Origin of the sequence: Bacillus sp. EKM206B, assembly GCF_011066015.1 — a bacterium.
GTDB lineage: Bacteria > Bacillota > Bacilli > Bacillales > Bacillaceae > Bacillus > Bacillus velezensis.
In genome coordinates, this window is the sequence record NZ_JAAMNL010000004.1 from 94,946 (window position 1) to 115,622 (window position 20,677).

Sequence of the window (20,677 nt, forward strand, 5' to 3'; positions counted from 1 at the left end):
AGAAAAGATGATGACGAAAATGATGGCTTTATTGGACGGAGATGGATTTGATATCGTATTGGAAAAAGTGCTGAAAGGAATGTCGTTTGTAATCTTTGCCGGCTGTCTGCCCTGGTTTTTATATGTCACCGTCCGTTTTTTTGCCGGCTAGCTGAAATGCTCCCGCAGGCTTTCCAGCACAAAATTCATCATATCTTTATATTCTTCGTCACCGAACAAATGATAAAGAATCTTATAATCGTTATAAATATCAAGCAGCTCATCTACAATCGATACCGCCAGCACATGCAGGGCATCGGGATCATCAGCATCGCCTTCAAACTGAAGAAGAGCAGACGCGACGGTATCCTCGCCGATCTCATGAGATGCTTCCCCAACATAGTGGACAAACAGCAGCTGATGCACAAACTGATCCATTTCATATTTTCTCAGAACCAGCGTGAGATCCTCTTCCTCCGTTTCAAGCCACTCTCCGTCTTTCAGCCGAGTCAGCTCATAAATAATATCCTCCCAGCCATCCTCTAAATATCTCCATATTTCAGTTCTGTGGCCGATGACACGGAATAATTCCTTTCCGTAGTCCTTTACATATACTACGTCGCCGATCAGAAATTCATATTCAATATCCAATTTTTCCATATCGACGATCACGCCCTCATAATCTTTATAAAGCTGGATGGACGATTCAAAATAAAGCACTTCATTATGATTGACTTCGTAAAGATAATGTTTATCAATTTGATGAACCTTCGTAATGGTGCCGACGGTTCCGTACATCACGACGACCACGATGTCTCCCACTTGAAATTTCGGTTTATCTGGCTTCATGCTGTCTCCCCCTTGCCGCGGACTGTCATACGCTATCGTATGCCGGCCGCCATCATTTCGCATGGGCATGAAAACCACAGGAAATATCTATTTCTGTACCTGTTCAAAATGGCAAAAACCGCAACATGCTTGTGCGTTTTTTCACTTACCGTAACAGAAGCGTCCGATGACATTCCGCTCTCGATCGAATGAGCAGTAACAATGCTGAGACAAAAAGCTTCTATTTTTTATGAGTCTTTGTTTTTTTCTCTATGACGCAAAGGTAAATACCCGGCCCGAAGGCATGTTGACAATATCACCGCCGTGATGTTCAAGATTTGCCGTGAAACACATCATCGAAGGTGTATGGAGATTCAATTCAGGCTGCATATTTGCAATGGCTTGTTTATCATGAACAACCAAACTCGTTTCGGCTTTCAATGAAGGCACAACTTCAATCCGCTTCAACCTTGTCACATAAAATTCCCTTTTCCGTCCAAACGTCAGTGCCTCATCAGGCTTACCTAATGGATCATTTGATTCCCCTCACTTCATTTAAATGTTTGATTACTTCTCCGTGAAAAGCGGTTCCTTACACGGGACCCCGCCGGCAGCAGGCCTGATCCGGTGAAATCTGGAGCTATACCTTCTCCTGCCTGATTATGATATGTGCCGGCAGGAAGATGTGTTTACGTGCTGATCAAAACGGACGGCGTTGCGGGATTTGATCATACGGCACCTCATAAGCGAGTCATTTCAACAGAAAAAAACCGCACAATGTGCGGTTTTTCGTCAGGCGTGATGCACCTCGGTCTCATATTTTTCCCAAGCTTCATCAAATGTCGCCATCGTTTCTAAATAGTCGGCGCTCAGTTCTAAATAAGAACTGAGCTCGTGATAATCGCTTGACGTTTTCGGAAAGCCGTGATCTTCGTATGCCTGATTCGCAAACTGGCTGATTGCGTCCTGCGGCTTGGGATGCCTGTATTTCATCAAATAGTGATAAAAGGATTTCATGGGTTTCCCCTCCTGATGACTGTCTTTTGTTGTACTATTATACAATTCAAGTGTGAAATTACAACAAAAGAAGACTAGGAGAAGTCAAAATAATTCCGTTTCAAGATCCGTTCTGTCTCCATCAGCTCTTGATATGTGAGTGTTTCCGGTAATTTTTTTGCATTGACTAAAAAAAGCTGATTTTCGATTTCCGCTATGACCGCTTCCTCCTGATAAGTCATGCCGCAGGAGGAACAGGCGAATGCGGGTGTTTCTGTAATTTCTATGGCCCTCGTACCGTCAGGAAGCTCCCAGTACACAGCCGCCTGACAAGCTGACGCCTTCTGATTGCCGCACCACTCGCATGGCTTCACGGCGATTCACCTCCGACTTCCGATCCTGCTTTTTGCTCTTTCTTTTGCTGTGCAATAAATTTCTTTTCTTTCAATTCATCTCTCTTTTCTCTGCGGTCTTTCAGCGTTTCATGATCAGGGTTTGATGTGAACGTTTTCCTCCTGTCGATCCTCGATACATTTTCCGGTGTGAACGAAACCTCTTTGTCCGCGAAAATGGCGCTCAGTCCGACCGGCTCGCGTTTGGCCATCGTTCCCGGAAAAACAGATTCAAAATAGTCGTCGGCTTGATTCGGGATATAGTTTTCCGGCTCGGGATAAGATGTAATCACTCCTTCGAAGTTTCTGATCACAACTTTCTCCGGACTTTGGGAGAGCAAGTAGTTCGGCTGCAGGGCGATTTTACCGCCTCCGCCCGGGGCGTCGACGACAAAGGTCGGCACGGCAAAGCCCGTTGTGTGGCCCCTCAGTCCTTCAATGATTTCCAGCCCTTTCGACACAGGCGCTCTGAAATGGCCGATCCCCTCTGACAAATCACATTGATAAATATAATACGGACGCACGCGGATTTTCACTAAATCATGCATGAGTTTTTTCATAATCGGCACCGAATCGTTAATGCCTGCTAAAATAACGGCCTGGTTACCGACCGGAACACCTGCGTTAACGAGCTTTTCACACGCCTCAACCGATTCTTCCGTCAGTTCGATGCTCGTATTAAAATGAGTGTTCAGCCAGACCGGATGATATTTTTTCAAAATCTCACAAAGGTTATCCGTTATCCGCTGCGGAAATACGACGGGCGCTCTCGTTCCGATCCGGATAATTTCAAGATGGGGAATGTCACGCAGGTTTTTCAAAATATATTCCAGAATCTGATCGTTGATTAAAAGCCCATCTCCGCCGGAAATCAGGCAGTCACGGATTTCCGGCGTTTCCCGGATGTAAGCGATTGCCGCATCGAGCTGTTTTTTCGGCACCCCCATTCCGATCTGTCCGGAAAAACGCCTTCTTGTGCAATATCGGCAATACATCGAGCATTGATTTGTCACCAGAAAAAGAACGCGGTCGGGATAGCGGTGCGTAAGACCGGGAACCGGTGAATCTTCATCTTCAAACAGCGGATCTTCAAGGTCATATTTCGTTTTGTGCATTTCTTCTGACAGCGGCACGGACTGCATGCGGATCGGACATCTCGGGTTATCGGGATCCATTAAAGAAGCATAATAAGGCGTAATGTTCAGGGGAATGGTTTTTACAGACATCCTGACGCCTTCTTCTTCCTCTTCGGTCAAATGAATGACTTTTTTCAGGTCATCGACGGTTCTTACAGTATGGGTGAGCTGCCACAGCCAATCATTCCACTTGTCTTCCGGCACATCTTTCCACAATTCAATCTCCTTCCAATGACGCTTCGGCTGAAACCATTTGTTTGTCAAACGAATTCCTCCTTATGAATGGCCAAACGTAAAGTCTTGCACCATATATTCATATTTTCGAGCCCTTCTGAAATGCGGCAGTTGTTCACAAGCCTGCCTCTGTAGCCGTATCCGGCATGATACAAAACGGCATTCATCCCGTAAGACGCTGCACGGGCCAAGGAAAAAAGATGGATGATTCCCCGGCCCGCGAGTTCCTGTTCCAACGCTTTAAACAAGTGTGCCGTTACGGAGTTCCCCCTGTAATCTGACAGAACCGCGCAATCGGTCATTTCAGCGTGCCCCAATACTGAATTGATATCTGCGCTTGCCGCCCCAATGAGACGATCCTGATCGAATGCGGCATAATAGATGGTGTTTTCTCTCATTGTTTTTTTAATATAAAGGGGATTAAAGACAGGAGTCGGATAGGTAAGAAAAACATGTTTATATAAGTGCGTTAAACGGTCTGCATCATCTTCGTCCGCTTTTCTGAACATCAGCGCGCTTTCTGTCTGAGTCAGTCCCCGCCGCGGTGTCTCATGTAAACGGTCAACAGTCGAATCTTCTGATACATATGAATCTGACCGTCTCCGTTCCTCTGCTAAATAGCGCACCATCACAACAGCCTCATGCCCGTTGTAATACCCGTCTATGACACCCTCAACAATAAAAAGATGCTTGACAAATTCCGGCTCATCGCCGCGCTTGGCAAAGAAAATTACCTTTTGGGCTCCTTCTTGCTTTGCTTCTGCCAAAACGGCCGGAATAAGCGCCGTGATCTGTCCGTCATAATGAATGACTCTGAGCCGCTCATTGAAACGGTCTGCATCAATCTCGGCCGCTCCCTTTTCAGCCCTCAGTTCCTTTATCAGCTCCGTCACCCCCATCTGCCACCCCGCACCATTCCATGATAAAAAGAGAAATGATTTTGACGGCATCGATTAACGCCCGGATTTCAATGTATTCATTCGCCTGATGCGCCGCTTTGACTTCTCCCGGCCCGAAGACGATGACCGGCGTCTGTCCCGCGTGCTGCAAAAGCCCTCCGTCCGTTCCCCACGGGGACGCTTCACGAACCGGTTTTGCCCCTTTCATTTTCTCAAAAGAAGATTCCAGAGCGGAAATCAGCGGATGCTCATCCGGGAGATCATTCGGAAGCCACTGAGCCCCAAACCATTCTATTTCCGCCGGGTGGTGTTTAAACCATTCATCCCGGTACTCCAAATCTTTCAGCCAGCTTGCGAGCTCTTCTTTTACTGCTTCGGGCGTTTCATCCGGCGCTATTCCGCACCTGCCTTCTATCACCACACGGTCAGCTACCGATGATGGCCACGTTCCCCCTTGGACGGTGCCGATATTAATGGGAACCGGGATCGGAACGTCCCGATAAAGCGGGTCTGTGATACGGGCGTTGCGGACGTGTTCAAGCTCTTTAAGGGCTGTGATGACATGCAGGCTTTTTTCAATGGCGCTCACCCCTTCATAGCGGGTGCCGCCGTGTGCGGACAATCCCCTTACCGTAATGCGGAACCACATAGACCCTTGCTGCTTAACAAACAGCTTTAAATTAGTCGGTTCGGGAATAAGCGCCCCGTCAGCCTTGTAGCCCCTCATAACAGCCGACAGCGTTCCCGCGCCGCCGCACTCTTCATCTACGACACTTTGAAACAGGACATCTCCTTTTAACGTAATCCCGCAGGTTTCAAGCGCTTCTAACGCAAACAAGAGGGCTGTATTGCCGCCTTTCATATCCGTTGAACCGCGGCCGTAAACTTTGCCGTCCTTTTCAACAGCGGTAAACGGTTCATACGTCCATGCGGCGGGATTTCCTTCCGGGACAACATCAATATGTCCGTTCAGTATCAGTGATCTTCCGCCCCCGGCCCCTTTCTTTACAGCTGTGATATTCGGGCTTTCATGGAAGTCTTCGCGTTCCGATACGAAATAAGGATGCTCTTTCAAATGTTTGACACTCGGCTCCCATACATCAATATCCATGTCAAACTGTCTCAGTTTTTCTAAAACGACTGCCTGTGCGTTAAATTCATGGCCGAACGTGCTTTTTTCCCCGATCAGCCGTTTCAGCAAGCTTACCGCTTTTGCTGTGTTTTCTTCCGCCCACTCAGTGACTTTCTTTTCTAATTGATCCATGGACAGGCCCCCTTTTAAGAAAACATTCTCCCAATCTGATCTCGGCATCCGTTGTTTGAATGACATCGTCTATGGTCGTGCCATTCAGCAGTTCCTCAAGAACAAAAGCCCCATCATCTATGCTGATGACGGCTTTCTCTGTAATGATGAGATCTGCACAGCCCGCTGCTGTAAGCGGCAATGAACAGCTTTCGACCAGCTTCGGCCGTCCTTTCTGATCGGTGTGGCTCATGACGACAACTACTTTTTTCGCGCCTTGGGCAAGCTCCATCGCCCCGCCCATTCCAGGCACTTTTTTTCCCGGCACGAGCCAATTGGCGAGATCACCTGTCCTGCTGACTTGGAGCGCGCCTAAAATGGTAATATCTATCAGCCCTTTTCTGATCATGGCAAAAGACAGAGCTGAATCAAAATAGGAAGCTCCCTTAACTGTACTGACAGGAAATCCGGCCGCATTGCATAAAAGCTCATCCTCCTCTCCGCGCTCCGGACTGCCGCCGATCCCGAGGACGCCGTTTTCCGCCTGCAGCATGACCTCCATGCCGGCAGGCAGAAAGTTCGGCACTAAAGAAGGAATGCCGATCCCCAGGTTGACAATCATACCTGAGGTAACTTCACTCGCGGCCCGCCTCGCGATACTCTCTCTTTCCGCTATTCCCAAGCCCATTTCCACTTCACTCCTTCACTTTGCACGACACCCTCCACGAAAACGCCCGGCGTTACAATATGCTCGCTGTCAAGTTCGCCGGCAGGCACAATCTCTGCCGCCTCAGCAAATGTTCTTTCGGCCGCCGTAGCCATCAGAGGGTTCATGTTGCGCGCCGTTTTGTCAAACGTCAGATTCCCGAATTCATCAGCAGTATGTGCGGACACAAAAGCGAAATCAGCCGTCAGCGCTTTTTCAACTAAATAGGACTTTCCGTCAATCGTTACGGTTTCTTTGTTTTCACAAACGGTTGCGTTATCAATGCCGATATCAGTTAATATACCGCCTAGCCCCGCTCCGCCTGCGCGAATCCGTTCAGCAAGCGTCCCTTGCGGCGAAAATTCCACCTCAAGCGCTCCGTCAGTCATTTGTCTGCCCGCGACAGGATTTGAGCCGATATGGGAAGCGATCAGCCTTTTTACCCGCTTATGAACGATAAGCGGGCCGATGCCGATTTCCGGAAATCCGGCATCATTGCAGATGACGGTCAGCTCTTTAACGCCGCTTTCCAAAATCGCTTCGATTAATGACGGAGGTGAACCCACTCCCCCAAAACCGCCGAACATAATGACAGATTCGTCCTTGACATCGGCAATTGCTTCATGAATATCGATTTTTTTATGAAAAATAGACATATCAGCTCAATCCTTCTTCATCATTTTTTCAACTTCTTCTGCGGCCTGGGAAAATAGATCTGACAGCTCATCCAGCTCGGCATATGAAATCGTGAACGGCGGGGCGATGATGACGGCGTCTCCTTCTCCGCTGTCAATACCGGGCTTTGCAGGGTAAATAAGCAGGCCCCGTTTTTTTGCCGCTTTAATGATTTTTTCGGTGAAGGCCTGTTTTTTCGAAAAAACGTCCTTCGTCGTTTTATCCTTAACGAATTCAACCCCGATCAGGAGGCCTTTACCGCGGACATCCCCAATCACCCCGCTGCGCTCTTTGATTTCTTCTAATTTCCGCTTCAGCATTACGCCTTTCTCCTCTGACTGCCGAAGCAGCTCGTGTTTCTTAACATAGTGAAGCACTTCAAGCGCCGCTCTAGCACAGTATGGGTTGGCACTGTACGTATGTCCGCTCATAATGACCCCGGAGCCCCGCTTGATCGTTTCAATGATGTCATCAGACGCAACGGCTGCCGCTATCGGAGCGTAACCGGCGCCTAACCCTTTTCCGAGCACCGCGATATCAGGTGCGATCCTCCAATGCTCAGAAGCAAGCATCCGCCCTGTTCTCCCGAGCCCCGTCATGACTTCATCCGCGATAAACAAAATACCGTGCCGGCGGCAGACATCCTCAAGCGCTTCATAATAACCTGCCGGCGGAGTGATGGCCGCCCCGGCTGCTCCGACAATCGGTTCTGCGACAAATCCCGCGATAAATGAGGGACCGATCCGCTGAACAGCCGTTTCCAGTTCAGCCGCCGCAGCTTTCACAAATTCCTCTCCCTGCAGCTCTGAACGATACATATTAGGCGCTGAAACGGCAGGAAACCGTTCGAGCAACTGGGTGAAGCGGTATCTCCGTTCGTAGAACCCCGATAATGAAAGCGCTCCCAAAGTAATGCCGTGGTAACTGCCCCATCTTGATAGAAAGACGGATTTTTGGTATTGCCCTTTTTCCTGCCAATATTGAACGGCCATTTTCATCGCTGTTTCGACTGCCTCTGATCCGCTGTTTACAAAAAATGACCAATTCAGCCCGCCCGGCAGATGATCCGCCAGAAATAAAGCGAGTTCTTCTGCCGGAGTACTGGTGAATTGCGAGCGATACACAAACGAAACGGAGTCAAGCTGCTCTTTTAAAGCTTGTATAATATCCTCCGTGCCGTGGCCGATATTGCAAGTGACCGCCCCCGATGCTCCGTCAAGATACTTGTTCCCCTCCTGATCATACACATATGATCCCTTTCCATGACTGACTGACGGATAATTCCCGTCAAGCTCCGGTTTGATTAAATAGCTCCCCATATCTTTCCACCTCGAAAACCCATTTGCTTCATTGTATGAACAGATGAATAACCGCATTCTTATCCTTCAGAAAGTTTTTTGCAGAAAATACCTTTCTGTAAAACAGGCTGTCGGAGATGTCCCGACAGCCTGAAGAGCGTTCTGGAAATTCTATTCCTATTGTTGATTTTATTCTTTGCTCAGCTCATCATCCATCATTTTTGATCTGAATCAGTATAAGCAGAAGGCGGAAAATTCCCGTCTTCTTTACCGTATGGGAATCAATATTTCACACAAATGATGATTCACCTTTTGTAAAGTATACCTTTCGATAATGGGCTGCTCTCTGATTGATAAATTATTTTTTTCGATCTCAGAAAAAACAGTGTTCCAAAATCCACTGACTGCCTCTTTTGTATGATCAAGCAAGAAAACAGCGTACTTCCCTCCGGAAAATGTACCGATCCGGGCTGGTTCAGGCACATGGTCTTGATTGATAACAAGACAAACATCATAGCGGCATTTCTTTTTAGGAGAACGATTCGGATGATCTTGCGGAATTCCTAAAATGACAGAATGATCAAGCAGACCATTCAATTGCGCCCAGCTTTTAAATGACTCCATCAGTTCTTTGTTTTGCTTTCCGCCATACTCTCCGACGTTTCGGAAATAAGCAATTCTTGATTCAGGTAATTCTTCAATCGTTATGTTCACATTTTCGCCCTCTTCTCCAGAAAGGTAATATGTATTAAAATGTTTTTCAAGCTGATTTTTCAGCATGGATATAACAAAAAGCCTGCAGAAAGTGATGTTCTCTGCAGGCTGATTTTCAATATAGGATTTTTTTCAGTCTAACAAATAAAAGCCGCACCGACGATGATTAATAAAATAAACAATACCACGATCAGCACAAACGTGCTGGTTCCGCCTCCGCAGCCGCCGTGCCCGTAACCATAGCCAAAACTGCCGCAACCGTAGCCATATCCGTATCCGTACATACGCAAATCATCCTTTCTTCTTACGATATACGGCATTGTATGCGGGCCAACTCCCAATTGGTTTATGCGAATGCCCAACTATGTAAGAAAATAATGAAAAATTGTATGCACGCGCCGAAATCTTTTGAAGCCGAGTTTTTCATAAAAGCGGTTTACACCGTCCATCCCGGACGTCACAAGGTATACGGTTTCCATGCCGTTCAGCTTTGCCGCCGCCATCAGCTCATTCATCAATATCGATCCGTAGCCTTTTCGTTGGAATTGGTCCAGAATTGCGACTTCTTCTATTTTTGCGGTTTTATCTGCTTTGTTGATGAAAAGCTCTCCGCAGCCGATCGGAATCGTTTGCGAGGCGTCGCTGTAGCACACGACAAGCATAACCGTTCCGTCCTTATACAAAGGATATTTCCGCTCAAGCTTTTGTTCGGCCGCCGCCTCGCCAATGTAAAGGGCATCATAGATGTTCATAATAGACGACCCGTCGGCGAGGCTTTTTTCCGTCCCCCAAGCAGTGAGCGGGTGTCCGGCCTGCAGGTCCCCATTTTCCAGTTTCCTTGCAAAAAACAGCTCATCTTCCACTACGCAGCCCTGCTTTACGAGATTTTGTTTCAGAAGAAGCGGAAACGCGTGCTCCGGAGCCGCTTTCACATGAATATAATTGGCTTGAAGCAAGCCCGGAACGGACGAAAAAAACGGCAGCAGTTTGTCTAACGGAAATGTACGGTGCAGCTGAACAAAGTTATGCGAAAAAATCTGCGGCAAAAAAGGGTCCGTATATACACTGAAATGCTCGAACCTCTGAATGCCGGAAGTAAGCTCTATATACTGCTTCTCGGTTTTATCAAATTGATCGGTCATAAAAGCTCTCCTTTTCCTTACACATCCAACTGCATCTCTCAACCTTTTGTTATATTGAGATTTCTCATAATTTCATCGTACACCGGATAGAACGGCATTCCAATTGGTAATTGTTTAATTTGCTGAAAGGAAATGGTTATCGCCTTCTGATTCGCAAAAAAGCGTTTCGCTACGTCATGACTGATCGGATGGAGAACCCCTCTCAAATAAACATAAAATTCCCGTTCAATGCGCAACAGCATTCTCCCGGGCAGATGTTGAATACACCCCGATGTCCCCCGGCTGATCGGCGGACCGTCCGGAAGCGCTTGTATTTCGTCCCGTTCTAAAGCCGGGATGTCATGCCGTTTAAATCGGTAAAAGCGAAATGCGCTAAGATCAACCAGCCTTTTCTCCCCGTCTTCTATAAAATAAACATGAAACTGATCCCTGACGAGCTGAAAATTCGGAATACTGACGGAGTTTTCTTCCTCATATTGAAATAAAAACGGATCCGGAATGACGACGGTTCGCCCTTCATATAACGAATGCCAGCGCTCGTTTACAGGCTTCCTTTTATTTCGGTCAAGCTGATATACTTTCTGATCCGTCCCCTTTACAAAGGATCCGTCGATCAGGACAGACGGAAGCGATTGATACGTGTTCTGAAATGAGTGGGGTGTTTTATAGGTCGTATCCAACACTTCTTTTATCGGCAGAAATGATGTAAATGTGTTGAGCCTGCTCCAAAAAACAGAGTCTCCGTGATTCCAATGCATAACATCTTCGTCCCAAAAGCTGCCGAACTTCTCTTTCACACGCTCAAGCAATGATCTCCGGTGCATCACTGAACAGTGATCAACGAGAAAAGCGGCCTGATCAAGCACCTCTTCAGCCAAACGATAGAAGTGGAATTGTTCTGTTCCGCGCCCGTTTACATGTATCACCTTCTGGCTGGAATAGACGGCATCAAACTCGCTGTATTGATTAAGCGCTTCCGCCATGCGGCTGAGCCTATCCGGATGAAATACGGTGTCGTCTGTCAAATAAGTGATGTATTCGCCTTTAGCCCGTGAAAGCGCATCATTAATCAAAACGGCATACCGGGTCGACTTCAGCCGTTCGGCAGGATTGATAAAACTGTTGTCATAATATATGCGAGGATCTTTTATATACGTACTGATGGCAGCCGAGGTTTCTTCATTTGAATGATCATCCATTACAAACAGCTCCCAATTGCTGTAGGTCTGATGCAAAACACTTTCAATTGCCTGTTTCACAAGATCCGGTTTGTTGTAACTCGTTAAGATAATTGAGATCTTCTTTTCCATCCCATCACCCCTTCTGTAAAACGTAAAAAACGGCTCCGAAAGAGACAGAGCCTGATATCCGTTATTAAAAAGCACCCCAGCTGACGATGCTTGAAATCGCGACGTTTGATCTCGTATTATTGAGCGGATTTTGAAAAACGGCCAAATCTGACAGCACTTCTTTGACAATTACGTTTTGCAGTGTGCTGCCGTTAATCAGATTGACGCGTGATACAGGAACCCCAAGCTCTTTTGCCATTACAAGCTGACGCCGCAAATCTGAATGATCTCCGGACGGCTGACGGGATAACAAAAGAAGAAGAAGCAGTACGAGCTGAAATTCCTCCTCAAAACCCCCGTGTTTTACAGTTTCTTCTGAATCCAAAGTATTCCTCTCCTTCATTTTTTATCTATACAACGTATGTCATACTCTTACAATCCGCATAGGCAAAACAAAGCCTGATTCGAAAATTCAGCTGTTTGATTAAATATTGAAAAAAACACAAGCAAAACGGCATTCGACTTATACCAATCTCTTCAATCAGGAATATGAATAAACGTGAGGTTAAAATTGTTAAAGGAGGTGTATGTCCGCATGAGCGAGGATCGTTTGGAGCTTAAAAAGGAGTTATTGAAAACTCTTTTAGCCCCTGTATTTGACAACAGCGCTTTATCTGGCGGCACAGATGGAGGAGATAATGTGGAAAACAAAGTAAAAGATTTATTGGAATCGGCAATTGATGCAAAAATAGATGAAGCAGCGGCGAAAGACAGTCTCAGCGCACAATCTGTATTGGGAAGCGGTATTTCATTAGCGGCGAGATGGATTTTTGCAAGAATTCAGCCCGGCACTGTCATCAGCATTGTGATGGATTCTGGAGACATGATCGGCCCGGTTCAATTTGTTGCCTTTGACGAAATTCACGGAATCGTTTTTGTTACGCAGGAAAATTCCGTTACACCGGCAGGCTCTGCTACAACATTGCTTGACGTCGACAAAGTTGAAAGTGTCACGTTCACTTCGTAACAGCATATGAACGTTTTATATATCCGTTCAGGATATAAAGGCATATACACGTATTTTGACCGCTGGATCGAGGAAGGCTTTTTACAGTCTTCCGTCCGCTTTTTTTCTGTTTCTGAGTTTGAGGAAGATACCATCCGCAGTATACGGGCATTCAAACCAGACATCAGCCTGATGATGACGGGAGACCGTATTCCATCTGAATGGCTTCAATGGCTGAAGACAGAACAGATTCCCGTTTATCTATGGATGACGGAAGATCCTTTTTATTTCGATGTGAGCATGACAATCGCCCCTTTCGCCGATGCCGTTTTGACGATAGAACAAAACGCGCTTGATGCTTACCGGCAAATGGGCTTACAGCACGTATATTATGTCCCGATCCCCGTTAATCAGCGGCTTTTTAAGAAACAACCTGCTGAAGCCTCTCTTCACACAAATCTGCTTCTGATCGGATACCCTTACCCGAACCGCGTTGAACTGGTGAAAGCAGCGGCGAAGCTTCCGTATACGCTTCGTATCATCGGGAAGGGATGGCGCAGACATCTGCCTAAAAAAATCGCCAGGCAGCAAAATGTGCTCGTAATGGATGAATGGATTGCACCCGAACGTGCCGCATTATATTATAACAGCGCAGACGTGGTCTTAAACCCTCACCGTTCTTATCGGTTTGCGCTCAATCAGAACGGACGCGGCATCGAAAATATCAGTTTAAATACGAGAAGCTTAGACATTGCGGCTTGTCAGGCCTTTCAGCTGACAGACCTTTCTCCCGCGCCCCCGTTTTCATCCTTTGTTTCTTACAGCGGGCTTGCGGACTTTGCGGATAAAATCCATTTTTATATGACAAACCCGGGTGAACGTAAACAAATCGCGGCGCTTAATTATCAAGAGACAGTACCGGCGTACACGTATGACCAGCTTCCGGCTGTGCTTGCGGCTATCCGTTCCAAGACTTTCTCATGAAACGCTCTTCACATCAAAAAGCAGCTTGGATAAGCTGCTTTTTTCATGTTTATTTTCCGCTTCTGTCAGTCAGTTTTCTCGGGTCAACCTGTTTATTGACCTGCGGGTGAAAGCCGATTTTATCAGCGATTCTTTCCCAAGGCACCATTTTAAAATTTTGATTGGCCTTTTGGCCGTGATCTATATTTTCTCCGTCCTGTGCGACAAAAAGGCCGAACGGATATTCAGGTCCCAGCCCGAAACCCAGAACGTCAATTCCGTCTGTATCGCTTGTACCGTCTGTCTCAGGCCCGTCTGTTATCTGAAAGTCCGCAACATATTTGTTCTGTCCCTGTCTTTCATAAATCGCGTAGCTGCTGTTACCCTGGCTGGATGCAAGCAAATAACCTTTCCCGTCAGCAGCGTAGTAAATCGTCAGTCCTTCAATATCAGGGGTTAAATGCCTGCCGTCGGCACGATCGATAACCGTTCCGTTACTGCCGCCGTCCGGCTCAGCGCTGAACTTCCAGATGGCCTCATCTTCTTCTGCGATATAAAGACTGCCGTATTCATCGTCTGCTGCCATCCCTTCTGTCTGAGAATTCATTTTAAACGCCCTTACCTTTTTGCCGGATATGTATCCATTTTTATCAGCATTTAATTCGTATTGTTCAAATTCGCCTTCTTTCCCTGTCACCATCGCGTAATATTTTCCTGTTTTTTGACTGTGGTACAAGCTGAAACCGTATACTTCATCAATTGCTGATGCAATCGGGCGGTCTGGATCCGTAATGCTTTGTAATGTGCCGTTTTTTCCGTCGATGGCGTAAATCTCAATGGTATTCTTTCCTTCAGACCGATTGGATGCCGCCGCAATATCAACTTTTTTTCCGTTCAACGGAAAATCATAGCGGATATCAACATTGTTCAGCTTCCCGGTAGGATAGGAATGAAGCATCTTTCCCTCTAGGCTGTACACGACTAAGCCTGATTTTTTATTGGTTGTGATCAATTTGCTGTTCTGAGGATTCTTGGGGTCCAGCCAAATCGCAGGATCATCAGCTGCATCACCTGCTGTATCAACCGGTTCCGTTTCCGCCGCCGCATTCACGGTAAAATGATAAGGATCAGACAGCTTATGCTTGGCCTGGGAAGAAACCGCACCGCATGTGAGCATCAATCCGGCTGCCGCGGTTAACAAAAGTGTTTTTGAATGATTCATTTTCCTTCCTCCTTTTATGAACGTGCACTTCAATTGTAAAATACATACAGGAATGTCAGTGTTAAGTTTTTGTGAAGATTGTCCGCATGTGAGAATTTATGAAGAGAGAAAATTGACGTGAGCAAATATTCTTGATGAATATTTAGTACATTGTTTTATTTGTAAGTTCTATTCTATTAATCGGGTAAAGCGATATGAAAGTGCATCAGATTAATGTTTTTCTCTAATTTTTGATTTATTGGTTTCTTTCATTAACTCGCTGAAATTGTTCAACATATGATGCATGGTAGAGAAACGAGAGTTGGAGGATAAGCCATGCCTAAACAGCAAGCAGTAGAGCTACAACCGTTTTTTCACGATAAAACTGTTCTCGTCACAGGCGGGACAGGATCAATCGGAAGCCAAATAGTAAAACGCCTTTTGCTCTTAACCCCTAAAGAAGTCATTGTGTTCAGCAAAGATGACAGCAAACAATATGTGATGAAACAAAAATACGCGTATGAACAAAGACTGTCGTTTGTGCTCGGCGATGTTCGTGACTACAGAAGAGTCAACCAAGTGATGAAAGGTGTTGATATTGTCTTTCACACAGCTGCGCTGAAGCAGGTTCCGACATGTGAGGATAATCCCTTTGAAGCCATTCAAACCAACCTTATCGGCGGACAAAATGTCGCAGAAGCCGCTTTGCTGCAAGAGGTGACGCATGTGATTAATATCAGTACCGATAAAGCCGTTTATTAAGATACTTACTACAAACAAATCAAAAAAAGAAGCTTACTCTGCACTCCTTTCCAAAGCAGCCTCCAATAAATGCTGAGCAAATTGTTTATAAAATTCATCTAAGTCATTACTGGCTTCATCCTGTTCTATATAGCGGATACTGTAATTATCTTTATGGACAACCTTTATTGTTTTCTTCTTCAATTCCTCATAACGTTGGTAAGGTTCCAAAACTACACCCCCGCTTTCACAGGAGTATTATATGTATGTAATGGTTCGTCTCTTGACTGTTCTTTCTTTATCAAAGCCTCGCAAGCTTGTTCAAATGTATGGTTAACTTTTTTCTTTATCCAGCGTTCAGTACCGATCTCTTCGCATATGAATACGGGAATGCTGGTTTTATTCAAGGTGCCCAGTAATTCAAAAATGTGTTCTTGGCATGTGCCTTCTCCTTGCACTTGAGTCAACAATCGTCAAATAAATCCCGGAGCAGGAATAAGCCACCGCGAATGAAGAATGACGTGAGGTTTGAAGACATTATTTCGGTTCAATATGCCGCTTAAGTTTTGAAGCGGTATCCCTGAGAATTAAAGAATACGTACTAAATCCTTTCAAACTTTGAGATGTTTGTTTTTGGAGGTGAAGATTCATTTAATTTTTTATACCAAACACGAATTTTTTGTCCTTTGCTCAAGTCATCTTTATTGTTAAGTTGACTAAGTCCCAGTAATACTATATCCGATCTATACTTTTCAATAATCTCTTTTTCACTAAGATTTTCAAAGTTTTTAACATCAGCTTTTTCATTAGGTATGAGAATTGCTTGATTCTCTCTTTTTAAAATGACATAGCCGACCATAGTTTGCTCAGCCTCCATAAAATGTTTGTTATGTTGGTTTTGACACCCTAATGTTATACATAACAAAATTAACAGCATTATAAACACTCTATACAAGTTCAAACCGCCCTTCTTGCATATTTGTAACACGAATAAAACACTGTTTTAGGAAATGACAGACTAAAACGCCCATGTTTATGAATTTAAACAAATTCCCCCTAGACAAATGAAACACGGCGAGGTCTTCACCATTATAGAACCGCACAATTGCATCACGAAATATTCAATTGGCTGATCAACCACATCACCTTCTTTAAGCGATCTAATGCTTATATTATAAGGTCCTATAAGTCTATACAGCCTTTCCGCTTAATCATTTTGCTTATCTATAAGCAGTTTACATTAACTAAGGATATGTACAGTTTTTCAGACATGTTCAGCTTGTCCTTGAAATGCCGGATTGCTTTATCTTGTTCTTGACTTAAAATGTTGGCCATATATTCATCTCTTTAATTGAATCTTCTCCACAGCATGAAATGGGCATCCCCAATGAGACTTTAGGTTCTTTTAAAAAAAAGTTGTGTTTCGTATAATAACAAAATAGTGAACTGCATGTTTTTTGAATTTTTGTTTTCCTTCTTTTATAACTAATTTTTAGGAAATATATTGATTTTCATCCAGATATTTAATATAGTTACCAATATATTAAACTTATGGTTATTTAAGGAGGAGTAAAAAAATGAAGAAAAAACTTATTTCATTTATCATGTTTTTCACGTTAACTGTGCTGGCTGTATCAGTTGTTTCTCCTGGCTATGCAAGTGCAGCAGAAAGTAAAAAAGCACCTGTAGTTCAAAATAGCGTACAGGCTCCTTTAGCTTCAAATTCTGAAGTACATACACAAGGCATTCCTTTCGCTAAACAAATGTTAGTAAAAGCACTTAGGGTTGGCGGTCCCGCTTTAGGAAACCTTATTAAAAAGATCCCATATAAATGGGCTCAAAAAGCTGGTGATGCTTGTTCTAAGTGGGGACACAAAGCGGCGGACGTTATAGATGAACTTACAAATTTCGGAGAAACAGCTGTTACTGTGGCCTTAGTGAAAGCCGGAATTCCATTAGCTGATGCACAGTTAATTGCGAAGGTTGTTGTGTTCTTTTTGGCATAACTATACATTAAAAACAAGAGAGTGAGGCTTACAACCTTCACTCTTTTGTTTTAATTAGGTAAGGAGAGATCACCATGAATCTGCTTGTTATGACGTTATCAATTTATCTTTTATCTCTCATCGTCTTTTTTATTTTTATGTACAGAGGAGAAAAGAAAGAAGCTGCAGAAAAAAACACAAATGAAAAATTTTTATTATCTACAGTAATAGGAGCTTTGGTTTTATCACTCATTCCTACTGCAGTCATAATGGTGATAATCTTATTTGCAACAGGATCAGCAAATGTGCTTGTAAGCTTCTTTGAATTAGAAATAGAATTTAAACAGATTGTTATAACAAGTGTGTGTATGGTTGTTTATTCTTTTACTTTTGATAATATTTTTGTGGCTGTTGGAAGGCATCTCATTGGGGATAACTTCTTCAAGTTTATATTTGCCTCATTGTTTAGGTTTTTATTCATTTATATAGTGGGTATCTTATGTTCAATTGGGAACAGCGACAATTTTAAATTATCATTAGGATTAACTTTATTTTTTCTTTTGTTAGAATGTATTTTCCCTAAAAAGTCTGATCGTGCCCAGAATTTAAAATCTTAAGGACGGGCATTTGGTGAGAACATAATGCATATAAAAAAGGAATAATGTTCAAAAAGATAAAGCAGGCTTAATGTCTGCTTTATTTAATTAAAATCCCTCTTCATACAGTGCTTTCTCTAAGAAATTCAGCTCCTAAAGCTCACACTGAACCTTCATGCTTTATACTTCGTCACAACAATAAAGTAACAAGCAAGTTCCCAGAACTCTCGAATCTTGATATGCTCAATGGTACTGTTGTTTTTGCAGCCCAAGGTGGTGTTCCTGGCTTTGAGACTGTAATGGGACGCTAGCTTACTTTAATCTGCCAAAGAAAAGCATCTTGAAGGAATCGTATTAAAAAAGCCCCCATGAGATTAATAAACATTCTTATAGCTGGCTGAAAGTGATTATAGATTTAAGACTACATGGTAAACTCCGCATACATTCCTTTGAATCTTGGAGAGTATAATCTCTCCGTTACATAACTCCTTAATGCTTAGCCCCTTAAAATGAACTGAAAATTTAGTACATAATACAATAAGTTATCCTTCACCAAATGCTCTTCATATTTTGTGACAGATTCATTCCAGTTTGAATAAACCTATTGACCCCCTAAAATTAAGTGTTATTATTTACTTGAATTTACAAATAAAGGAGTGTTTAATTTGAAAAAGTTGTTTAGTTTTATTGTTTGCACCATGGTGGCCATTCTTTCTCTGAGCTTTGCCACTGCCGCATCTGCTGAGACCGGCAATTCTAGGTTTTCAACTAAGCTTACTAGCTCTGCCGAAGGTGAATTTAAAGCTTTTGGTCTTAACCCTCCTAATTCAAATAGCATTGTAAATCTTACGAAAAACAAATTGACATTCGCTGGACAAGCAACTGGCAATACATTATATTCAAACAGTTATTTTCAAGGAAAATCTTCGATAAGCTATTCAATTACAAACAATATTGGAACTAAACTAACTGTGAAAGTTTGGAATGATTCCGACTGGATTTTTGCTACTGAAACACTAACTGTAAATGCTAACGGTACAGCTACAGGAACAATAAAAAATCTAGATGCCAATGCGCTTTACTATCTATCTTTCTCTGCTCCGAGCGACTTTTCTGGCTATGTTCAATAAAACGTAATTTAAGCTCCATTCGTGGGGCTTTTTGTATTCATTAAAAACTATCGTAAGACAGAAATGGATTATTTGTAAAAATATGATATATTGATAATACAATCGAAGATTCAAGGCTCCTACACAAAAAACAAGCCAGTGATAAAATCCTACTTCTTTTATCTAGACTTGTTCAGCTCTCTCCAACATTTCAAAGAAATTGTGCCGCAATTAGTTTGGCATTGTAGTCTTCAACCTCTTTCTTTGTGCTGCCCAATTTATCAAAAGCTACTCGCCAATCACCATTATGAATTCTGATAAAAGATTTAATCCTCAAGCCATCAAAACAAACATCTAAAATTAGCCTGTTGCCTGAAGTGCCATCAATTTTGCTAAAGGCAGCTTCTTTATTGTCACCAGCATAATGCACCTCTTTAATTGATTCATTGGTAAAGTACTCAGTTTCCCTGGTTGCTACACAGGTTTTCATTTCTTCCTCTTACTCCGTTTAAAATCATGATTTCATCTTCACGTCCTAGTGATCTTAAGTCCTTTCTCTATATATACGCAGAGCTGTATTATGAGTTCGCACAGTATTTAGTGAATTGTATTTGATATCAATCACTTCAATATTAATTGACTCTGCTCTTATGAAACCATATCAATTTCAACCCATTCACCATTGCAATATTCATCTTGGAATAGCCTTATTTTAATCATCCCTTCCTTTAATGAACTGCTTTCGTTTAACTTTCGGAAAACATTTTAATCTGCTAACATTAATAGCTCATCGATTTTATCATTGTATTCACCATATTCACCAGAGTCCCATTCAACACCTACAAAACCTCGATTTGTCGTCCACAATATAATTCCCATTTCCTCCTCCTCAAAGACCTTACTTGCTCCCCTTTTTGACAACCGAGCATATTTCAACCCCTTTCTTAAAATAATCACATTTTAAGTTAACTTTAAATTGCATTATGTTGAGAATATCACCTTTAATTGGTAAACTGACATCTAAGGTCATACTTATACAAAGCAGGTGATATATTGAACAAAATAATCGGAATGACCGGATTAATTATCTCCTTACTTGTGCAAGGGTTCTCAGCAAGTGATTCATTGACTCATAAGATCGCCATGGCTTGTCTATTTTTGTTCTTATTGGTTTATAATTTTAACCATACTAAGGAGTTCTCTAAAAAGTCTCTGGCGATTATAGGCGCTTCCTTTATTGTGCTAATGCTTGGAATTTATCAATTGCTCTTTTTTACTGGTGATTACTTTGAAAGTCGCGGTTTAAATTTTGGATTTATCCTCTTACTTGAAATTGTTTTAGTTATTGGATTAGTGACTGCTGCGCTGAGTTTAATTAAGCATATTGCAGACCGCTTAAGGAAAACACCTGATGGTAAAGAGCGTTGACTCTTTGCCTTTTTTTAGCTAACCATTTCTTTTTATGCCGTCTTTCTATGTACAAAATCAAACGCAATATCGACTTTTGCCGGCTCTCTTCTGTCAAATGATGAATTGACTCCAGAC

At 43.4% G+C, this 20,677-nt stretch carries 26 protein-coding genes and 3 pseudogenes; 9 read left to right on the forward strand and 20 right to left on the reverse strand.

The window, feature by feature from the left end; genetic code table 11:
• The first annotated feature begins 7 nt into the window (after positions 1-7).
• Positions 8-151, forward strand: a complete 144-nt coding sequence (locus G9F50_RS09345) for a hypothetical protein (RefSeq protein WP_012117771.1) — start codon at positions 8-10, stop codon at positions 149-151.
• Here G9F50_RS09345 and G9F50_RS09350 read toward each other — a convergent pair.
• From G9F50_RS09350 to cgeC, 15 genes and pseudogenes are all read right to left on the reverse strand, one after another.
• A complete protein-coding gene (locus tag G9F50_RS09350; protein ID WP_003153690.1) occupies positions 148-828 on the reverse strand; it encodes a hypothetical protein in 681 nt (226 codons plus the stop codon). The genes G9F50_RS09345 and G9F50_RS09350 overlap by 4 nt on opposite strands.
• Positions 829-973: 145 nt before the next feature.
• A pseudogene (locus G9F50_RS20775) lies at positions 974-1,314 on the reverse strand (VOC family protein).
• A 285-nt stretch (positions 1,315-1,599) separates the two neighbouring features.
• Positions 1,600-1,824 carry a YozE family protein gene (locus G9F50_RS09360; RefSeq protein ID WP_007407941.1) on the reverse strand — a complete coding sequence of 75 codons (225 nt, stop codon included), beginning with the start codon at positions 1,822-1,824 and terminating at the stop codon, positions 1,600-1,602.
• Between the two features lie 74 nt (positions 1,825-1,898).
• Positions 1,899-2,177, reverse strand: coding sequence for a YokU family protein (locus G9F50_RS09365; RefSeq protein ID WP_012117773.1), 279 nt, complete (start codon positions 2,175-2,177; stop codon positions 1,899-1,901).
• Positions 2,174-3,595: a lysine 2,3-aminomutase gene (kamA, locus tag G9F50_RS09370; RefSeq protein WP_060562835.1), complete on the reverse strand. Its 1,422-nt coding sequence runs from the start codon at positions 3,593-3,595 to the stop codon at positions 2,174-2,176. Before kamA ends, G9F50_RS09365 begins: the two co-directional genes overlap by 4 nt.
• A complete protein-coding gene (ablB, locus tag G9F50_RS09375) occupies positions 3,592-4,464 on the reverse strand; it encodes a putative beta-lysine N-acetyltransferase (protein WP_060562832.1) in 873 nt (290 codons plus the stop codon). The genes kamA and ablB overlap by 4 nt, the downstream gene beginning before the upstream one ends.
• Positions 4,427-5,728: a peptidase gene (locus G9F50_RS09380; protein ID WP_395940735.1), complete on the reverse strand. Its 1,302-nt coding sequence runs from the start codon at positions 5,726-5,728 to the stop codon at positions 4,427-4,429. The genes ablB and G9F50_RS09380 overlap by 38 nt, the downstream gene beginning before the upstream one ends.
• Complete coding sequence (locus tag G9F50_RS09385; RefSeq protein ID WP_015240034.1) at positions 5,700-6,395, reverse strand: 3-oxoacid CoA-transferase subunit B; 696 nt, start codon at positions 6,393-6,395, stop codon at positions 5,700-5,702. The genes G9F50_RS09380 and G9F50_RS09385 overlap by 29 nt, the downstream gene beginning before the upstream one ends.
• Entirely contained in the window at positions 6,380-7,069 is a 690-nt protein-coding gene (locus G9F50_RS09390; RefSeq protein ID WP_060562830.1) for a CoA transferase subunit A, read from the reverse strand. Before G9F50_RS09390 ends, G9F50_RS09385 begins: the two co-directional genes overlap by 16 nt.
• 6 nt (positions 7,070-7,075) lie before the next feature.
• Complete coding sequence (locus G9F50_RS09395; RefSeq protein ID WP_060562829.1) at positions 7,076-8,407, reverse strand: aspartate aminotransferase family protein; 1,332 nt, start codon at positions 8,405-8,407, stop codon at positions 7,076-7,078.
• A 246-nt stretch (positions 8,408-8,653) separates the two neighbouring features.
• Positions 8,654-9,100 (reverse strand): AraC family transcriptional regulator, encoded by a 447-nt coding sequence (locus G9F50_RS09400; protein ID WP_060562932.1) that lies wholly within the window; start codon positions 9,098-9,100, stop codon positions 8,654-8,656.
• A gap of 137 nt (positions 9,101-9,237) precedes the next feature.
• The gene (locus tag G9F50_RS09405) at positions 9,238-9,384 is read right to left on the reverse strand and encodes a YjcZ family sporulation protein (protein ID WP_014418145.1); all 147 of its coding nucleotides are present in this window, start codon (positions 9,382-9,384) and stop codon (positions 9,238-9,240) included.
• A 78-nt stretch (positions 9,385-9,462) separates the two neighbouring features.
• Complete coding sequence (locus G9F50_RS09410; protein ID WP_015240038.1) at positions 9,463-10,242, reverse strand: GNAT family N-acetyltransferase; 780 nt, start codon at positions 10,240-10,242, stop codon at positions 9,463-9,465.
• A 38-nt stretch (positions 10,243-10,280) separates the two neighbouring features.
• Complete coding sequence (locus G9F50_RS09415) at positions 10,281-11,552, reverse strand: glycosyltransferase family 2 protein (protein WP_060562828.1); 1,272 nt, start codon at positions 11,550-11,552, stop codon at positions 10,281-10,283.
• Between the two features lie 64 nt (positions 11,553-11,616).
• Complete coding sequence (cgeC, locus tag G9F50_RS09420; RefSeq protein ID WP_007407929.1) at positions 11,617-11,916, reverse strand: spore maturation protein CgeC; 300 nt, start codon at positions 11,914-11,916, stop codon at positions 11,617-11,619.
• Positions 11,917-12,126: 210 nt separating this feature from the next.
• Between cgeC and G9F50_RS09425 the strand changes: the two genes are divergently transcribed.
• Positions 12,127-12,558: a hypothetical protein gene (locus tag G9F50_RS09425; protein ID WP_044802191.1), complete on the forward strand. Its 432-nt coding sequence runs from the start codon at positions 12,127-12,129 to the stop codon at positions 12,556-12,558.
• Between the two features lie 6 nt (positions 12,559-12,564).
• A complete protein-coding gene (locus tag G9F50_RS09430) occupies positions 12,565-13,521 on the forward strand; it encodes a CgeB family protein (protein WP_025284880.1) in 957 nt (318 codons plus the stop codon).
• A 49-nt stretch (positions 13,522-13,570) separates the two neighbouring features.
• Here G9F50_RS09430 and phyC read toward each other — a convergent pair whose 3' ends face one another.
• Positions 13,571-14,722 (reverse strand): 3-phytase, encoded by a 1,152-nt coding sequence (phyC, locus tag G9F50_RS09435; protein WP_039254819.1) that lies wholly within the window; start codon positions 14,720-14,722, stop codon positions 13,571-13,573.
• A gap of 315 nt (positions 14,723-15,037) precedes the next feature.
• On the opposite strand from phyC, the gene G9F50_RS09440 reads away from it, so the two are divergent.
• Positions 15,038-15,463 carry an SDR family NAD(P)-dependent oxidoreductase gene (locus G9F50_RS09440; protein WP_060562827.1) on the forward strand — a complete coding sequence of 142 codons (426 nt, stop codon included), beginning with the start codon at positions 15,038-15,040 and terminating at the stop codon, positions 15,461-15,463.
• Positions 15,464-15,496: 33 nt separating this feature from the next.
• Here the strand turns inward: G9F50_RS09440 and sprB are convergent, their stop codons facing one another.
• Together sprB and G9F50_RS09450 are read right to left on the reverse strand one after the other, a co-directional pair.
• Positions 15,497-15,673 (reverse strand): recombination directionality factor SprB, encoded by a 177-nt coding sequence (gene sprB / locus G9F50_RS09445; protein ID WP_003153662.1) that lies wholly within the window; start codon positions 15,671-15,673, stop codon positions 15,497-15,499.
• 370 nt (positions 15,674-16,043) lie between these two features.
• On the reverse strand, positions 16,044-16,301 hold the full coding sequence (locus G9F50_RS09450; protein ID WP_241493483.1) for a DUF3221 domain-containing protein: 258 nt from the start codon (positions 16,299-16,301) through the stop codon (positions 16,044-16,046).
• Positions 16,302-17,019: 718 nt separating this feature from the next.
• Here G9F50_RS09450 and G9F50_RS09455 point away from each other — a divergent pair.
• From G9F50_RS09455 to G9F50_RS09465, 4 genes and pseudogenes are all read left to right on the forward strand, one after another.
• Positions 17,020-17,448: a hypothetical protein gene (locus G9F50_RS09455; protein WP_043021830.1), complete on the forward strand. Its 429-nt coding sequence runs from the start codon at positions 17,020-17,022 to the stop codon at positions 17,446-17,448.
• Between the two features lie 74 nt (positions 17,449-17,522).
• Positions 17,523-18,044: a hypothetical protein gene (locus G9F50_RS09460; protein WP_021493934.1), complete on the forward strand. Its 522-nt coding sequence runs from the start codon at positions 17,523-17,525 to the stop codon at positions 18,042-18,044.
• A 167-nt stretch (positions 18,045-18,211) separates the two neighbouring features.
• Positions 18,212-18,492, forward strand: a pseudogene (locus tag G9F50_RS20780) (hypothetical protein); the annotation flags it as partial.
• A gap of 196 nt (positions 18,493-18,688) precedes the next feature.
• Positions 18,689-19,153 carry a hypothetical protein gene (locus G9F50_RS09465; RefSeq protein WP_039254808.1) on the forward strand — a complete coding sequence of 155 codons (465 nt, stop codon included), beginning with the start codon at positions 18,689-18,691 and terminating at the stop codon, positions 19,151-19,153.
• Between the two features lie 190 nt (positions 19,154-19,343).
• Here G9F50_RS09465 and G9F50_RS09470 read toward each other — a convergent pair whose 3' ends face one another.
• A complete protein-coding gene (locus G9F50_RS09470) occupies positions 19,344-19,622 on the reverse strand; it encodes a hypothetical protein (RefSeq protein ID WP_060562826.1) in 279 nt (92 codons plus the stop codon).
• A gap of 563 nt (positions 19,623-20,185) precedes the next feature.
• On the opposite strand from G9F50_RS09470, the gene G9F50_RS09475 reads away from it, so the two are divergent.
• Positions 20,186-20,560, forward strand: coding sequence for a YoqO family protein (locus G9F50_RS09475; protein ID WP_015240044.1), 375 nt, complete (start codon positions 20,186-20,188; stop codon positions 20,558-20,560).
• Positions 20,561-20,576: 16 nt separating this feature from the next.
• Here G9F50_RS09475 and G9F50_RS20785 read toward each other — a convergent pair.
• A pseudogene (locus G9F50_RS20785) lies at positions 20,577-20,655 on the reverse strand (hypothetical protein); the annotation flags it as partial.
• Positions 20,656-20,677 lie beyond the last annotated feature (22 nt).